Annotated in this window: 11 protein-coding genes; 6 read left to right on the forward strand and 5 right to left on the reverse strand. The window is 40.1% G+C overall.

The genetic code is table 11. The annotated features are described in order from the left end of the window. Positions 1-94: 94 nt before the first annotated feature. Positions 95-796, reverse strand: coding sequence for a hypothetical protein (locus FJR06_RS01375; protein ID WP_015083162.1), 702 nt, complete (start codon positions 794-796; stop codon positions 95-97). Between the two features lie 931 nt (positions 797-1,727). On the opposite strand from FJR06_RS01375, the gene FJR06_RS01380 reads away from it, so the two are divergent. The 5 genes from FJR06_RS01380 to FJR06_RS01400 all read left to right on the forward strand — a co-directional run bounded on the left by FJR06_RS01380 (position 1,728) and on the right by FJR06_RS01400 (position 7,741). Continuing rightward, on the forward strand, positions 1,728-4,097 hold the full coding sequence (locus FJR06_RS01380; protein WP_168650467.1) for a ribonuclease R family protein: 2,370 nt from the start codon (positions 1,728-1,730) through the stop codon (positions 4,095-4,097). Between the two features lie 259 nt (positions 4,098-4,356). Then, positions 4,357-4,977, forward strand: coding sequence for a flavin prenyltransferase UbiX (locus tag FJR06_RS01385; RefSeq protein WP_168633931.1), 621 nt, complete (start codon positions 4,357-4,359; stop codon positions 4,975-4,977). Between the two features lie 146 nt (positions 4,978-5,123). Continuing rightward, positions 5,124-5,741 carry a LapA family protein gene (locus FJR06_RS01390; RefSeq protein WP_168650469.1) on the forward strand — a complete coding sequence of 206 codons (618 nt, stop codon included), beginning with the start codon at positions 5,124-5,126 and terminating at the stop codon, positions 5,739-5,741. Between the two features lie 46 nt (positions 5,742-5,787). After that, the gene (locus tag FJR06_RS01395; RefSeq protein WP_015083157.1) at positions 5,788-6,324 is read left to right on the forward strand and encodes a shikimate kinase; all 537 of its coding nucleotides are present in this window, start codon (positions 5,788-5,790) and stop codon (positions 6,322-6,324) included. A 250-nt stretch (positions 6,325-6,574) separates the two neighbouring features. After that, the gene (locus FJR06_RS01400; RefSeq protein WP_015083156.1) at positions 6,575-7,741 is read left to right on the forward strand and encodes a hypothetical protein; all 1,167 of its coding nucleotides are present in this window, start codon (positions 6,575-6,577) and stop codon (positions 7,739-7,741) included. Here the strand turns inward: FJR06_RS01400 and FJR06_RS01405 are convergent. Further along, positions 7,738-10,065 carry a putative PEP-binding protein gene (locus tag FJR06_RS01405; RefSeq protein ID WP_168650471.1) on the reverse strand — a complete coding sequence of 776 codons (2,328 nt, stop codon included), beginning with the start codon at positions 10,063-10,065 and terminating at the stop codon, positions 7,738-7,740. The genes FJR06_RS01400 and FJR06_RS01405 overlap by 4 nt on opposite strands. A gap of 106 nt (positions 10,066-10,171) precedes the next feature. Here FJR06_RS01405 and FJR06_RS01410 point away from each other — a divergent pair, with 106 nt between their 5' ends. Then, complete coding sequence (locus tag FJR06_RS01410) at positions 10,172-10,627, forward strand: MgtC/SapB family protein (protein WP_168650474.1); 456 nt, start codon at positions 10,172-10,174, stop codon at positions 10,625-10,627. A gap of 121 nt (positions 10,628-10,748) precedes the next feature. Here the strand turns inward: FJR06_RS01410 and recF are convergent, their stop codons facing one another. The 3 genes from recF to FJR06_RS01425 form a co-directional block, all read right to left on the reverse strand. Further along, a complete protein-coding gene (gene recF / locus FJR06_RS01415) occupies positions 10,749-11,864 on the reverse strand; it encodes a DNA replication/repair protein RecF (protein ID WP_168650475.1) in 1,116 nt (371 codons plus the stop codon). Positions 11,865-11,979: 115 nt separating this feature from the next. After that, entirely contained in the window at positions 11,980-12,414 is a 435-nt protein-coding gene (locus tag FJR06_RS01420) for a hypothetical protein (RefSeq protein WP_168650476.1), read from the reverse strand. A gap of 190 nt (positions 12,415-12,604) precedes the next feature. Then, a complete protein-coding gene (locus FJR06_RS01425; RefSeq protein ID WP_168650477.1) occupies positions 12,605-15,475 on the reverse strand; it encodes a cation-transporting P-type ATPase in 2,871 nt (956 codons plus the stop codon). Positions 15,476-15,665 lie beyond the last annotated feature (190 nt).

The following is a 15,665-nucleotide window of genomic DNA, read 5'->3' on the forward strand; positions in this document are numbered from 1 at the left end:
AAATGCTTCGCCCGTACAGTTGTCAGTTGTCAATGAGAAAATTCTTCTTTCTTCTTTCTTCTTCCTCCTGACTCCTGACTCCTGACTCCTGATTCTAAAATCCCGCAATTGGATCTGGTTGAGATTTGAGGTAAGTGAGAAAATTTCGTAATTCTTCTTCACTCAGCAGAGAACGTCCTCGTTTACTGTAGGTTTTGACCAGATAATCTTTACCTTGTTCTGGTGTCCAGCCTAAGCGCTCGATTTCTACGTCTGTTTGGGCAATGACATCAGATAAATTTACTGGTTCATTATGTCTTTTCTTTTTACCGACGACTGACTGGACACCAGTATCCTCATAAGGGGTATAACTGCGAGGTGTAAATGGCGTGACATTACTAGGGGGGACTTCTGATAAAGGTGGATATTCTGGTTCTTGATGAGAAAATATTTCTGGTTCTGGAAATTTGGGATCAATTTCTTCTTCTGGTAGCGGTGGTGTATATATCTGTGTATTGTTAACAGGGGGAACAGGTTTTGATTCCTGGAAAGTGGGTTTTATTTGTGGAGTGGTAACTAATGGGGAGACAGATTTTGTGACTTCCCCCGGTGTATTTTTGACCCCCAAAACCGTTAAAGCTCTGTTTCTAGCCTGGTCTTCTGCTGCTTCTACTGTTTCTGCTCCTGCGATCGCCGTTGCCCTGGTGATACCTTCGAGTTGTATACTGACACGGACGATATATTTCCCTTGAAAAATTTCTATTAATTCTGAGATAATACTGCCGTTGGGGTACAAATTCTGGAATTGTGCCAACATCATACTTTCAACCATTTTTATCTAAATTTTCCTAATAACATAAATTGCTAGTCAGCGCACAACTGACAACTGACAACTGACAACTGTACGGGCGAAGCATTTGGAGAACTATTTTTGGCAATGATCGATAATTTATCTTCCAAATGCTTCGCCCCTACTAACAACTGACAACTGACCACTGACCATCCCCTAGACAAAACCCTATATTTCAATATAAAGTCTTACTGAGAACTAAGCACTCACGACGTTAAATATGTCCTGATACTAACAGTTGTTGATCACAAATTGTCGTCTATCTTTAAATGCTATACTAATTAACCAATTAGATATCTAGAAGTATTTTTAAAGAAGTGCGCTCTAAATCTACAATAATAAAGATAAGGTTTGCCTTCGTTGCCTGTGTTTTACTGCTTACCTGATTGTTACCGATTCTACATAAGGGAGAATTGGGTTTTTCAGCGGTTTCTTCTAGTGAAGACATGGCCAACACCACGCTATGCTATCAGATATTGATGTCGTGGAATTGCCTTACATCTAAACTATCAAACACCTGTAGTTAAACTAGTTTGTAGTTTGTGGGTTGTGGGTGAGATAGAGAGTTCTCCAAACCAAGTCTCTCACTAACTCATTATCTAAATTACGTAGTGTTTAATTATTAGGTATCAGGAGTGCATGGTCAAGATTGTTTAGATCAAGTCAAGGGTCACGTAAGCAAACGCTGAGATTGTCGTGCAGTGAGAAGTCAACGCAGGGGCTTCATCTGACAATGACTATGGCTAACGCCACGCTGCGCGATGAGCGGACTTGCCTTTTCTACGAAACACTACGCAAAGGCGAAATTCGTAAGCAAGTGTCTGTAAACCGCGAGGGAATACAGTAAAGAGCCAGATTCGACAACAAATGATGTTTTGACCAAAGGTCGGTTCACTGCATGGAATTTTCAATCGCTACACTTCTTGCCAATTTTACAGATGATAAATTAGTGGCTCGTAAAGTCCTAGAAAAAAAACTGGGTTGTGAGGATGAAGAAAGTCTAGAAAAACTCCAAATTACTTTGGATGTGTTGGAAAAAATCGGGCTTTTGGTGAAGGAACGGGGGAAATATCGCCGCGTTACCGAAGAAGGCTTGATTGAGGCTAAACTCCGTTGTTCTAGTAAGGGCTTTTGCTTTGCGATTCAAGATAGCGAAGGCTCAGAGGATATTTACATCCGTGAAAGTCATTTGAGCAATGCCTGGAATGGCGATCGCGTTTTGGTAAGAGTCCTCAAGGAAGGCAGTCGCAGGCGATCGCCGGAAGGTGAGGTGAAGTTGATTATGGAGCGGTCTAATCACACCTTACTCGCCAGAATTAAGCAGGTGGAGGAAGGTTTTCGGGCTGTCCCTTTGGATGACAGATTGCTGTTTGAACTAAAACTACAACTCAACAGCATGAAGTTGGAAGAAGCAATTGATCACTTAGCTCATGTAGAAATTCTTCGCTATCCCCTCGCACAATATCCCCCATTGGGTCGAGTAGTGCAAATTTTGGGTAGTGATGCTGAAGCCGCAGCGGATATAGATTTGGTAACTTGTAAACATGATTTATCCCGAACTTTTCCTGATCCTATCCTCGATGCAGCAGCAAAGTTACCCAAGAGACTCCTGAAAGCAGACCTGAAAAATCGTCTCGATTTACGTGAGGTTTTTACCTTCACCATTAAGAGTGTCAACAGTGATGAGTCTGTGGTTGAAAATGCCTTCAGTGTGGAAAAAACTACTGATGATAATTGGCGATTATTATTTCACATTACAGATGTTTCCCACTATATCCAACCCGATGAGGCTCTAGACAGGGAAGCTCTCAAGCGGGGTAAGTCAGTGTATTTGGGAGAATTACTACTGCCAATGTTGCCAGCAGTGGTGATACAACGGTGTTCTTTAGTCCCTGGTAGCGATCGCTTGGCTCTCTCTTTTATCATCACCATTGACCCCCAATCAGGAGAAGTGGAGGAATGGGAAATTCAACCTAGTGTCATTAATGTAGATGTAGCTGTTAGTCAAGTAGAGACAGCAGCTATTCTTGCCGGTGAAAGCAGCAAAGTGGCAGTCGAAGTCCAAGAGAAATTACCAGATTTGCAGACTTTGGCTACTGCTATTAAGCAGGTACGTCTACAGCGGGGCAGCTTACGGTTAAATCTCCCACCCAGCCACAACCCTTACTATGACGAAGGAGCAATGGGATCGGTAGTGGTTAATGACTTACCTGGGCGATCGCTCATTACCGAATTGGTAATATTAGTTAATCAACTCATGGCTGATCATCTCAGCGCCTTGGGAGTTCCCAGTTTATGGCGAGTTCAAGGCACACCTGATCCCGAAGATGTTCAGGAAATGCTCAAACTAGCCGTTAATTTAGGTGTGGAATTAGGACTTGATCCAGAATTAGAAATCCAACCTCTAGATTATCAACACTTGACGGGAGCTTTTGCCGATTCCCCATCAGAACAAGTTCTCACCTATTTATTACAAGACACTCTCAAGCCTTCTTTATATAGCATTACCAAAAGTTCTCACTTTGGACTAGCTTTATCCCAATATGTCCACATAACTGCCCCCTTACGTCGTTATCCAGATATCCTCTTGCAACGGGTGTATCATAACTTACTAGAGCATGGGCGCGATCGCCGGAATACCCGCGTCAAAGATCGGATAAACCTGCGCCATTCTAATTGTCACGAAGAAATCAATTGGAACGTTCTCCCCCCAGAACTCCAACAAGAACTGCAAAGCGACTTAACCAGAGTCATTGTCCAAATTAATGACCGAGAAAAAGAAGTCCAAGAAGCTGAAGCTGATTTAGCCGGACTCCAAAAAGCCTCCTTAATGAAACAACGCATTGGCGAAGTATTTCCAGGAGTAATTACTGGTGTTCAATCCTACGGCTTCTTTGTGGAAATTGAAGTCCCAGTAGAATCGCCCACAGAAGGTAATCTCGCTAATACCTTACGAATAGAAGGACTGGTTCACGTCAGTTCCCTCAAAGACGATTGGTATGAATATCGTGCCAGACAACAAGCGTTATTTGGGCGAAAAAATCGGGCTTCCTACCGATTGGGCGATAGCTGTATGGTACAAGTCAAAAGTGTTGATTACTACCGTCAACAAATTGATTTAGTGACAGTTGGTGCTGATGGTTTACCTAAGTCCATGAGCGAGAATACTGGCAATGAGGAAACAGGAGACATTTATCCACAAAATCAAAGCGATAGCTTGCGTGGCAAAGCCATATCTTTTGACAGAGAACCTTATGATCAAGAATAGTCAGTTGTCAGTTGTCCTTTGTCAGTTGTCCGTTGTTAAGTAGGTTAGCATTGAAAATCGTCGTTATGGCACTAGGCAAGAGGCAAAAGTCAAGAGGCAAGAGTGAAGAGGGTTTGGGCGATTTTACTTTTCTTTATACAGATTGGTTTTATTGTGTTCACCTACTTAGTTGCTCTTAAATATTAACCACTGACCACTGACCACTGACCACTAACAACTGACCACTGACAAATGACCACTGACCACTGACCACTGACAAATGACTAATAACACAAAACCTTTAATCTTGGGCGTAACAGGTGCATCTGGTCTAATTTACGCCGTTCGCGCTCTTAAATTCCTCTTAGCCGCAGAATATCAAATTGAACTGGTGGCATCTAAATCTACTTACACAGTTTGGCAGGCAGAACAGGAAATCCGAATGCCAGGAGAACCAGAAAAACAAGAGCAATTTTGGCGAGAACAAGCCGGAGTTCCCGAACAAGGTAAACTCCGCTGTCATCCTTGGAGTGATGTTGGTGCGGGTATTGCCAGTGGTTCTTTCCGCACGTTGGGGATGATCATTATCCCTTGTAGTATGAGTACAGTCGCAAAACTTGCTGGGGGGCTAAGTTCCGACTTACTAGAACGAGCCGCAGATGTCCAAATTAAAGAAGGACGTAAACTGGTAATTGTCCCCAGAGAAACCCCTTTTAGTTTAATTCACCTGCGGAACTTAACGACCTTAGCGGAAACTGGAGTGAGAATAGTCCCCGCTATTCCTGCTTGGTATCACAACCCACAAACCATTGAGGATTTAGTTGATTTTGTTGTAGCTCGCGCTCTGGATCAATTAGATATTGACTGTATACCAATTCAGCGATGGCAAGGTCATTTATAGCAATTAAAAATTAAAAATTAAAAATTAAAAAACTAAATTTTTAATTCTTAATTCTTAATTCTATTTTGCTCTTTTGTGGCAACAGCTATATTCATCTGTTTTTTCCTGGTGTATTCTTAGAATCCTGCTGCAATTTTGAATTTTTTATGGCTGTAATTCGCTTAATTATCTTGGTGACGGCAATGCTGGGACTAATAATAATATTAGTTCAAAATTTGTCGCCCTCACTTCCATTAATGTTTTTGGGGATGCGAACTCAAGCATTACCATTAGCATTGTGGATTTTATTAAGTATCACTGCTGGTATTTTCACATCTTTAATAATTACTAGATTGTTAAAATTTGCGACTGATTTAAATTTACAAGCACCACAACCTCTACCCAAATCAATTCCCACTCCACCCCGTGTTAGACAAAATACTCCACCAACCGTTAATCAAGTTGATGATGAATTTGACGATTGGGACACAAATCGCAATCAAGATGATTGGGATAATGGCGAAAATTCAGAACCAGTAACAGAAACTTCCCCAAGTCAACAAAGTTATAATTCCCGCAATAGTTCCGTTTATTCCTATAGTTCCCAATCACCGAAAAATACTGCTGTGGGTAAAACCGAATCTGTTTATGATGCTGATTATCGGGTAATTATTCCTCCTTACCAAGAATCAGGCAAAACTCAAGTTACAGATGATGATGACTGGGATTTTTTTGAAGATGATGATTTTGAGGATGACAACGAAAATAAACCACAAAAACGCTAATTTAAGCTTTAATAATAATTAATAATTTTACAGGAGAAAAATACTGATGATTGATATATTAAAAGGAGTCAACCTCTATTTAATTGGCATGATGGGAGTTGGGAAAACAACAGTAGGAAAGTTATTAGCCGCAGAAATTGGTTATAGATTTGTAGATACAGATGAAGTCATAATCAAAGCCGCAGGTAAATCTATTAATGAAATATTTGCCGAAAATGGTGAAGCGGAGTTTCGGCAATTAGAGAGTGATGTTTTAGCTCAAGCTTGTGCTTATACTAAGTTGATTATATCTACGGGTGGGGGTGTTCCCATGCAGCAGCAGAATTGGAGTTATCTCCATCATGGGTTGATAATTTGGTTAGATGCACCAATAGGAATAATCTTACAGCGGTTAGCGGAAGACAATACCAGACCACTTTTACAAGATGCCGATATCGAAAGTAAATTGACATCGCTTTGGGAACAACGTCAACCAATGTACTCCCAAGCTGACTTACATATTACTATGAGCGCGACCGAAACACCAGAAGAAATTGTCACACGCATCCTCGCTACAATTCCCAGTATTCTCAAACCGCAATAATTCTTTCTACACCCATTTATAACCCACTTGAATATCAGATCCCCGACTTCTTAGAGAAGTCGGGGATCTGACTCTTGCAATGTATATCTACGGCACGCTACGCTATCACAAATCAAATACGAATTGCTATATATCTATAAAAAGGAATAGAAAGCAGTTAATTTCTTGTCAAAAGCAAGATGCAGAATTTCCACATCAAGAGTTGAATGGAATCTAGATTCTGTAATTATCCTCGACAGGGATGAAATCTATGACTATATTTTCTCTTGATGAACTCAAAAATTTAGTCCAAAATCCTGAGTATCCATGCGTTTCTCTGTATCTACCTATGGAAAAACTAGGAGGAGATACGCGACAAAATCCGATTCGGTTTAAAAATTTAATTCGAGAAGCTGAAAACCGCTTAGATGAAACAGGATTACGCCATGCTGAGACTGTAAATTTGCTCAAACCAGCGATGGAATTAGACAACACTGATTTTTGGGAAATTCAAAATCAGGGATTAGTAATTTTTATTTCCCCCAATCTATTTCGTTACTATTGTTTACCAATTTCTTTTCCCCAATTAGTGGTTGTTGGCAAGAATTTTCATATCAAACCCTTATTAAATCTGATTAATAATGATGGAAAATTCTACATTTTGGCTTTAAGTCAAAAGAATGTCAAACTTTACTCAGGCACACGCTACCAAATTAATGAAGTAGAAGTAGAAAATATGCCTCATAGTTTGGATGAAACTCTCTTAGAAGATGAATTTCAAAAAGGCGTACAGCATAGAATTGGTATCCCTAGAGGTGCGACTTCTGCGGCTCAACACCCTGGTTCTGTGCATGGACAGGGTAATCCAGATCGAGAGAAACATGAAGAAGATATTTTGCAATTTTGTTATGCTGTTGATAGTGCATTACATAAAAAATTGCGACGTGAAAAAGCACCTTTAATATTAGCAGGAGTAGAATATTTATTACCAATTTACCGACAGGCTAATACTTATCCATATTTAGCAGAAACAGGGATTACTGGCAATGCAGAAATCCTCAAAATGCAAGAATTAAATCATGCAGCTTGGGAAATTGTTAACCCTTTATTTCAACAGGAATATGAAGATCTAATGGCTGTTTATCTGCAACTATCTGGGGAAGAAAGTAACAAAATTGCCAATGATATCAAAGCAATTATTCCGGCTGCATATTATCAAAGAGTTGATACTTTGTTTGTGCCTCTAAAACAACATATATGGGGTAAATTTGATTTACCAACTGCTACAGTTGAATTACATCCAGAACCAGCACCAGATGATGAAGATATGTTAGATTTTGCGGTAATTCACACCATCTTAAATGGTGGTAAAGTTTATACTCTTGAACCAGAAGCAATGCCTAGCGGAGTGAAAGTAGCGGCTATTTGCCGATATTAATTTTTTAAGTTGCTAAGTTGTCGTCGTGCTGCTGCTAAAATTAATCTTTGTTCAGCACGAGAAATCGCTTGATAAGTCCTTTCCACCGCTTCCGGTTCTACAGAAATAGAACTAATCCCCCATTCTATTAATTTATCAATCATTTCTGGATAAAGCACCGGGGCTTGACCACAAATAGAACAGGGAATACCTCCAGCTTGAGACATTTTAATTAATTGAGATATTGCCCCCATTACTGCTGGATGACTTTCATCAAATATTCTCCCTAATTTTCCCTGTTCCCTATCTATTCCTAATAGTAATTGAGTTAAATCATTTGTGCCAATAGAAATACCTGCCACACCAGCTTTAATATATTCAGGTAATAGAAATAAAATACTAGGAACTTCTGCCATGATCCATAATTGAAACTGGGATATTTGTGTTAACCCAAATTGCTCAACTTTTTGACGACAAAATATAAATTCTTCAACACTGCGGACAAAAGGTAATAGCAAATTAATATTTCTATAACCAGACGCTTGAACTATCGCTAAAGCTTGCAATTCCAATTCAAAAACCGCCGGATTTTGCATATAGCTGAAAACACCCCTGTCACCAAGAATAGTTCGATTTCGCTCACTATAAATTGATGACTGTGATAATAATAAATCATGGGGTAGGTAATCTAAAGAGCGATAAAAAATAGGTCTGGGTGAAAAAGCGCGAGCAAATTGCTTAATCTGCTCAGATAATAACTCTAATAATTCCGCTTTTCTTCCAGCTATTAACCATTCTTGAGGATGTTCTCCCTCCAGAATATTTAACATCATCAATTCTGAACGTAATAATCCTAACCCATCTACAGGTAAACATTTTACTTGTTCAATTAATCGTCCTTGACTCAAATTTACGAGTAACTTAGTGGCAATTATTGGTAAATTTATCGGCTGATAATTGACAATTTTTTCCTCTTTGATTAATTCTTCTATCTCCTCACTAGGAAAGTTTTCTTTATCTTCTGTGAAACGATATATTTCACCCTTATTACCATCTAATAATAACTTTTCACCTGCTTGTAAAAGAGTGGTTGCACCTGTGGCACTCACCACCGCAGGAATACCCAACTCCCTGGCTAAAATCGCCCCGTGGCTAGTTAATCCTCCTTGTTCTGTAATAATCCCCGCAACTCCTTGTAGTAAGGGCAAACAATCAGGAGTAATCACTGGGGCGATGAGAATTACACCTTGAGGAACTTGGATTGCTTTTTGTGATGAACTAAAAATATGGGCATTAGCAATAATTCTCCCTCTGGCTGCCCCAATGCCTTGAATAAATTGCACACTCTTATTTACAGATTGGGGAACAGTGACTTCTGTAATATAGAGTTTTGTGGCTAAAGATTCTTTGGCAACTGTCCATTTCATTGTTAAAGTTGCCCCCAATTCACTGACTATTTGATTACTGACAGTAATTAATTCTTGCAAAAATTCTTCTGGCAAAGCATATTCTTGTTGTTGGGATTCTTCTAAAATATAAGCTAATAAAAAATCAGTATCTAATGTTGGTTGCAGTTGTTCATCTGTAAAAGCATTACCATGATGAAGACGATACGCCAACATTTTATTACCCAATTGTCTTTCTACGACTGCGCCGGTTTTTGGTTCTATGTAGTAAACATCTGGTAATACTTCACCGTTGGTAATTGCTAGTCCTAAACCCCAAGTAGCTTCAATATCCCATGCCGATGATTTAGTATTGATTACACCAGAAGCGATCGCATTGTCAACTGGTTGCACTAACACCCCTAAATTAATGCTGGGCAAACTAATCCCCGCACTATGCCAATATAGTAAACTTCTCGCTCGGAATAACTGACTCCAAAGCTGTTTTAAAGCTTCACCTATTTCCTCTTCTTCACAAGGGCAAAATACTGGTTCTAATAACCCAGATACATTTTTCATTTCTTGGTTATTTGATATTGCCAAACTGGGACGCAAAATTAAACTGCTTCTTTGCCATTGTCGCGCAGCTTGAAAAATTGTCCTCACCCAATGAGGTGGCACAGTCGCTGAGATAATTTCCTGACGTAAGCGTCCGGCTACCTGTTGCAGTTGTCGCCAATTATGTACATCTAAATGTAGAGAAGAATAGGGTAAATCAGCAATTAACGACTCTGAACTATTGAGAGTTTCTAGAAATTGCCGTAAAACATCTGCCTCTACCACAAAACCAGGAAGAACAGGATAACCCCGTTGTTTGATTTTGCTTAAATCGAACGCCTGCACGCCAACTTTAGCGAGGTCTTGTAGTTTAATTTGGTCAAGCCAATAGAGTTTATCCACTCAATTTATTAAATAATATTTATTACATACTTTTTGTTACTATATTACCAATTAGTCCGAACAATGCCCCGATTTCATTTATTAAATTATTTACCACCGAAAAAAATTGATCAATCCTTATTATATTGCCGGTAGTGACTGGCTAAACACTGGACTTCGTTTATGTTTTGCCTTGTTTATTGGAGCTTTAATTGGCTTAGAACGACAACTAAAAAATAAACCGGCAGGTTTAAGAACCCATATGTTAGTAAGTTTGGGTTCAGCCGTATTTACTCTCATCACTATCCAAACAGGTGGTACACAACTTAGTGCTGATTCCCTTAGTCGTGTAGTTCAAGGTATTGCTGCTGGAGTGGGGTTTTTAGGCGCTGGGGAAATTTTACGTGAATCTTCCCAAACATCAAAATCACCGGAAATTCATGGTTTGACTTCTGCCGCTGCGATTTGGGTAGCTGCGGCTTTGGGAATTGCTGCTGGGTGCGGTTTATGGCAATTAGGATTAATGGGTGCTATTTTAACTGTAATTATTCTACACATTTTTAAAAGACTGGAAAAGTTTTAGTTGTTAGTAGGGGCGAAGCATTTGGAAGATAAATTATCGGTCATTGCCAAAAATAGTTCTCCAAATGCTTCGCCCGTACAGTTGTCAGTTAATCAGAAGGAAGAAGAAGATTACCCAATTGTCAATTATCTATTTTCCCTGCATTTACATATAAAACCTGGGAAGATTTCAACCATTGAACATCAAAAGCACTCAAATGAGTGGTAGTAATTAAGGTTTGAAATCGGTCTTGAATAGCATCAAGTAATTGATTTTGGCGAGATGGATCTAATTCGGCTAAAACATCATCTAATAATAGTAATGGTGGTTCATTAATTACTTCTTCAATTAATTGTAATTCTGCTAATTTTAAAGCTAAAACTAATGTTCTTTGCTGACCTTGAGAACCATATTGACGCGCGGGAGTTTGATTAATAATTAATTCTACTTCATCGCGGTGGGGTCCAACTAAAGTTATCCCTCGATGTAATTCTGCAACGGCTCTTTGTTGTAGTTTAGCAAAAAAAGCCCCTTGTAATTCTTGAGGAGAAGTTTTTTCTAAGGGAATATTAGCAGCATAATTAATTTCCAGAACTTCGGATGCTCCACTAATACTAGCGTGCCATGCAGAAGCTATGGGGGATAATCTTTTAATAGCTCTATCTCTTCTGATGATTACCCTTGTCCCCGCAGTTACTAATTGTGCATTCCAGATAGCTAATTCTGATTGTAGAGATTTTTCTGGTGTATTTATGTAACGTTTTAAAAAAGCATTGCGTTGGCGTAAAACTTGGTGATATTGGTGCAAAATGTGGGCATAAACTGGTTCTAATTGAATCAAGAGCGTATCTAGCCAGTTGCGACGAATTTCAGGACTACCACGCACCAATTCTAAATCCAAGCTAGAAAACTCCACCGCATTGAGAACCCCCAGAAAATCCATTTGTCTGGGGACTGTAACGCCATTTATAGCCACGCTGCGACGAGAATGACGACGGAGGGTGAGAGTTAAATCACTATGGCTATGAATCCGGTCTAGGTTGGCATGAATTTGGGCTGTAGATTCACCTTCCTTAATTAAATCACGATCGCGTGCCATGCGGTGCGATCGCAATGTTGCCAATAACTCCACAGCCTCTAACAAGTTCGATTTTCCTTGAGCATTATTACCAACTAAAATTGTTTTAGCAGCGGTAAATTCAACTTTTTGGTTTTGGTAATTCCGAAATTGTTTGAGGTGTAGAGTTTTTAAGTACATAATAGCTGAAGATTCAAAATCCCCGACTTTTATAATAAGTTATTCTTGAGATGAGAAAATTATTTTCAGAAGTCGGGGATATTTTGGGGATTTTTCGGGAGATGAGAAAATTTTTTTAAGATCCTGTTACCAAACTTACTTGGTATTTTTTAGAATCGCTTTTCATACATATAAAGTCATTTAATGGGTCGTATGTATCAAAATTCCTCAGATTTTCCTCTTTGTTTATATCATTTTCCAAATACGCTAGGGCTAATGTGGAAGTAACATAAATATTTCCATGTTGTTTGAAAGCTTTGACTAATTCAGATTCAGGAGGATAGTCTTTTAATAAATGTTCAGCGAGATATCCTGTGACAATTATGCCTTTCAAACCCGTTTCTTTGTACCCTTCCTTAGCGATCATCAACGATATACTATCACCATCGAGATGAGATAAATTATCGTAATCCTCAAAAAACGGGCAAAAAACTTTCATCAGATTTTTGACAGGATTTTTAACTTTCCCGTAGTTGGGATCTTGCTGTTTTCTCCGTTTGGATTCACCCATGATAGCTATCTCCTAATTAATACTAGAATTGTCAACGCACCCAAAGGGTTTTCTTATCTCGTCGAAGTTGATTTTTAGATACATATTGATGAATAATTGGTAATAAATATCAGAATCAGGATAAAAAAATCCAAAGATCATGAAATTACATCCTGTTAATTTGCAAGTCCTGATTCTGACAATTTACCAATTAAACAGTTTTTTTGCCCATTAAGCGGAAGAATATTTTTTCCCCTTCAATCCAGACAAACATTAAAGCACTAAAACCGATACAAATTGCTAATTCTTCTAAACTGAGTGGATGAGTACCAAAGAAACTTTGCAGGGGTGGAACATAAATTAACATCAATTGCAAAATCGTGGTGACAATGACTGACCCCAATACAAAAGGATTAGAAAAAGGATTCATTTCGATGGTAAGTCTATTATTAGAACGAATAGCGATCGCATGACCCATTTGCGCTAGACATAATGAAGTAAATACCATTGTCTTCCAAGTATCTGGATCTCCTTGATACCCGGCTGCATGAGAATGATGGTAAGCCCATTCCATGAGGATAATTGTAATCACAGCGAAAACAATCCCAATGCGAATCATGTAAGAACCTAAACCCCTAGCAAAAATACTTTCACGGGGGCTAAAGGGGGGACGTTCCATCACATCAGGTTCTGGTGGTTCTACAGCTAATGCTAAAGCTGGTAAACCGTCTGTTACCAAATTCATCCAGAGAATTTGCAAAGGACTCAAGGGAACGCCTCCTAATCCCAACAATGGCGCAGCCGCAATGGTGAGAACTTCCCCAATATTACTACCCAAAATGTATTTAATAAAGCGGCGAATATTGGTATAAACAACTCTACCTTCCTTCGTGGCAGCAACTATGGTGGCGAAGTTATCATCTAGGAGGATCATGTCGCTGGCTTCTTTGCTCACATCTGTACCTGTGATGCCCATGGCAATGCCTATATCAGCCTGTTTGAGGGCGGGAGCGTCATTTACCCCATCGCCTGTCATAGCTACAAATCGCCCGCGACGTTGTAAGGCTTGGACAATTCTTAATTTGTGTTCAGGGGAGACTCGCGCGTAAATACTAACTAAGTCCACCTGTTCCTCTAATTCCTGGTCACTGAGAAGTTGTAATTCCTTACCAGTGAGGACTCTATCACCTGCTTGGGCAATTCCCAAATCAATAGCGATCGCCTGAGCAGTTAATTGATGGTCGCCAGTAATCATAATCGGACGGATTCCCGCCTTGCGACATTCTTGCACAGCCGCCCTCACTTCTGGACGAGGCGCGTCTAGCATTCCCACCAACCCCAACCAAACCAAATCTACCTCAGATGTATCATGAGAACCATCTGGGGGAACTTCAGCCAAAGGTTTATAGGCAAAACCTAACACCCGCAAACCTTTACCCGCCATTTGGTCATTAGCTACCAAAATTTGGCTGCGGTGTTCGTCACTGATAGGAATCGAGTGATTACCTAAATGGATTTTTGTACACCGTTCCAAAGTTAATTCTGGTGAACCCTTGGTAAACATTAAGTATTTTTCAGATTCCACAAAACCAGCAATAGCTGGGTCAATGGCGGTTAAAGAAGTATCACCGGTAGCTACAGCTTCTAATTGACAAATCACACTCATGCGCTTCCGTTCTGAGGAAAAGGGAAATTCCGCCACACGAGGTAATTTACTACTCCATTGGTCTTGTTCAATTCCGGCTTTTCCTGCCAAAGTCACTAAAGCCCCTTCTGTCGGGTCGCCTAAAATTGCCCATTCTCCTTGTTGTTGTTGCAGAACAGCATCATTACAAACCGCACAGGAAACAAGCAAAGCAGAAATTTCTGGACATTCATCTAAATTGGCTTTTTCACCATTTAACTGAAAATCGCCAATGGGAGTATAACCTTCTCCAGTGACGCGAAAGGGAGAATTATTGGTGTACACCGACTGTACCACCATTTTATTTTGAGTTAGAGTTCCGGTTTTATCAGAACAAATAGTAGTTACAGAACCAAGAGTTTCTACCGCTGGGAGTTTGCGAATTAAAGCATTATGCTTAACCATGCGCTGAGTTCCCAAAGCCAGAGTCACAGTGATTACCGCAGGTAAACCTTCAGGAACTACCGCTACCGCCATACTTAAAGAAACTTCCACCAGTTCTTGTAAATTCTTCCAACCTATTCCTTTAGTTAGATCATGAATAAGTCCACCACCAACTACTATGGCTACAAGAATTAAAGAACCAGTAACGAGAACGTTACCCAATTGGGTCATGCGTTGCTGTAAAGGCGTAGGTTCACCGTCCACAGACTGCAACATAGCGGCAATTTTGCCTAGTTCTGTTCGCATTCCGGTGTGAGTTACCAGTACCTTAGCCCGACCTTGGACAACTTCCGTACCTTGAAAAACTGAATTGAGGCGATCGCCTAAGGGTGCATCTTCTGGTAATGTGAGAATGGCTTGCTTATTGACAGCTTCGGCTTCACCTGTGAGAGCCGATTCTCGCACTTGCAAATTAGACTGTTCTATTAAGCGACCATCAGCAGCTATTTGCACCCCAGCTTCCAGCAACATCACATCCCCTGGAACTAGCTCCTTCGCTGCTATATCCGCCAGTTTACCATCACGGAGGATTCGGACTGAGGGAGAAGATAGTTTTTTCAAGGCTGCTAGAGCTTTTTCAGCCCGGCTTTCTTGCACATAGCCCAAAATACCATTGAGGATAACGATAGCCATAATGGCAATTGTGTCTTTAAATGGCACTTCACCGGGTTTTAATGTCCCCCCAGTCAAAGCCAGTAAATCCAAAAAACCAGAAATGAGGGCAACGGCAATCAGCATCAATAACATGATATTGGTAAACTGATCTAGCAGAATTTGCCAAGGGCCACGACCGACCTGTTCTTCGAGTTCATTAAGTCCATATTTTTGGCGACGCTGTTCAACTTCTGGGGAGGTTAAGCCGCTGTTTGCGTCACTATCAAGCATTTCTAAGGCTTTATCAACTTCTAAACCATGCCAAAGGTTGGTAGATTCAGGTAAAGAATGAGCAGACATCGTGTAAGTTACAGGAAATGGTTACAAAATTCGATCATAATTTAGTGGTGTCCGAAAATGTGGAATTGGTCAATTGTCAGTTGTCAGTAGGGGCGAAGCATTTGGAAGATAAATCATCCGTCATTGCCAAAAATAGTTCTGCAAATGCTTCGCCCGTACAGTTGTTAGTAGGGGCGAAGCATTTGGAAGA

It is taken from the genome of Dolichospermum sp. UHCC 0352, from assembly GCF_009711925.1.
GTDB classification, from domain to species: domain Bacteria; phylum Cyanobacteriota; class Cyanobacteriia; order Cyanobacteriales; family Nostocaceae; genus Dolichospermum; species Dolichospermum lemmermannii.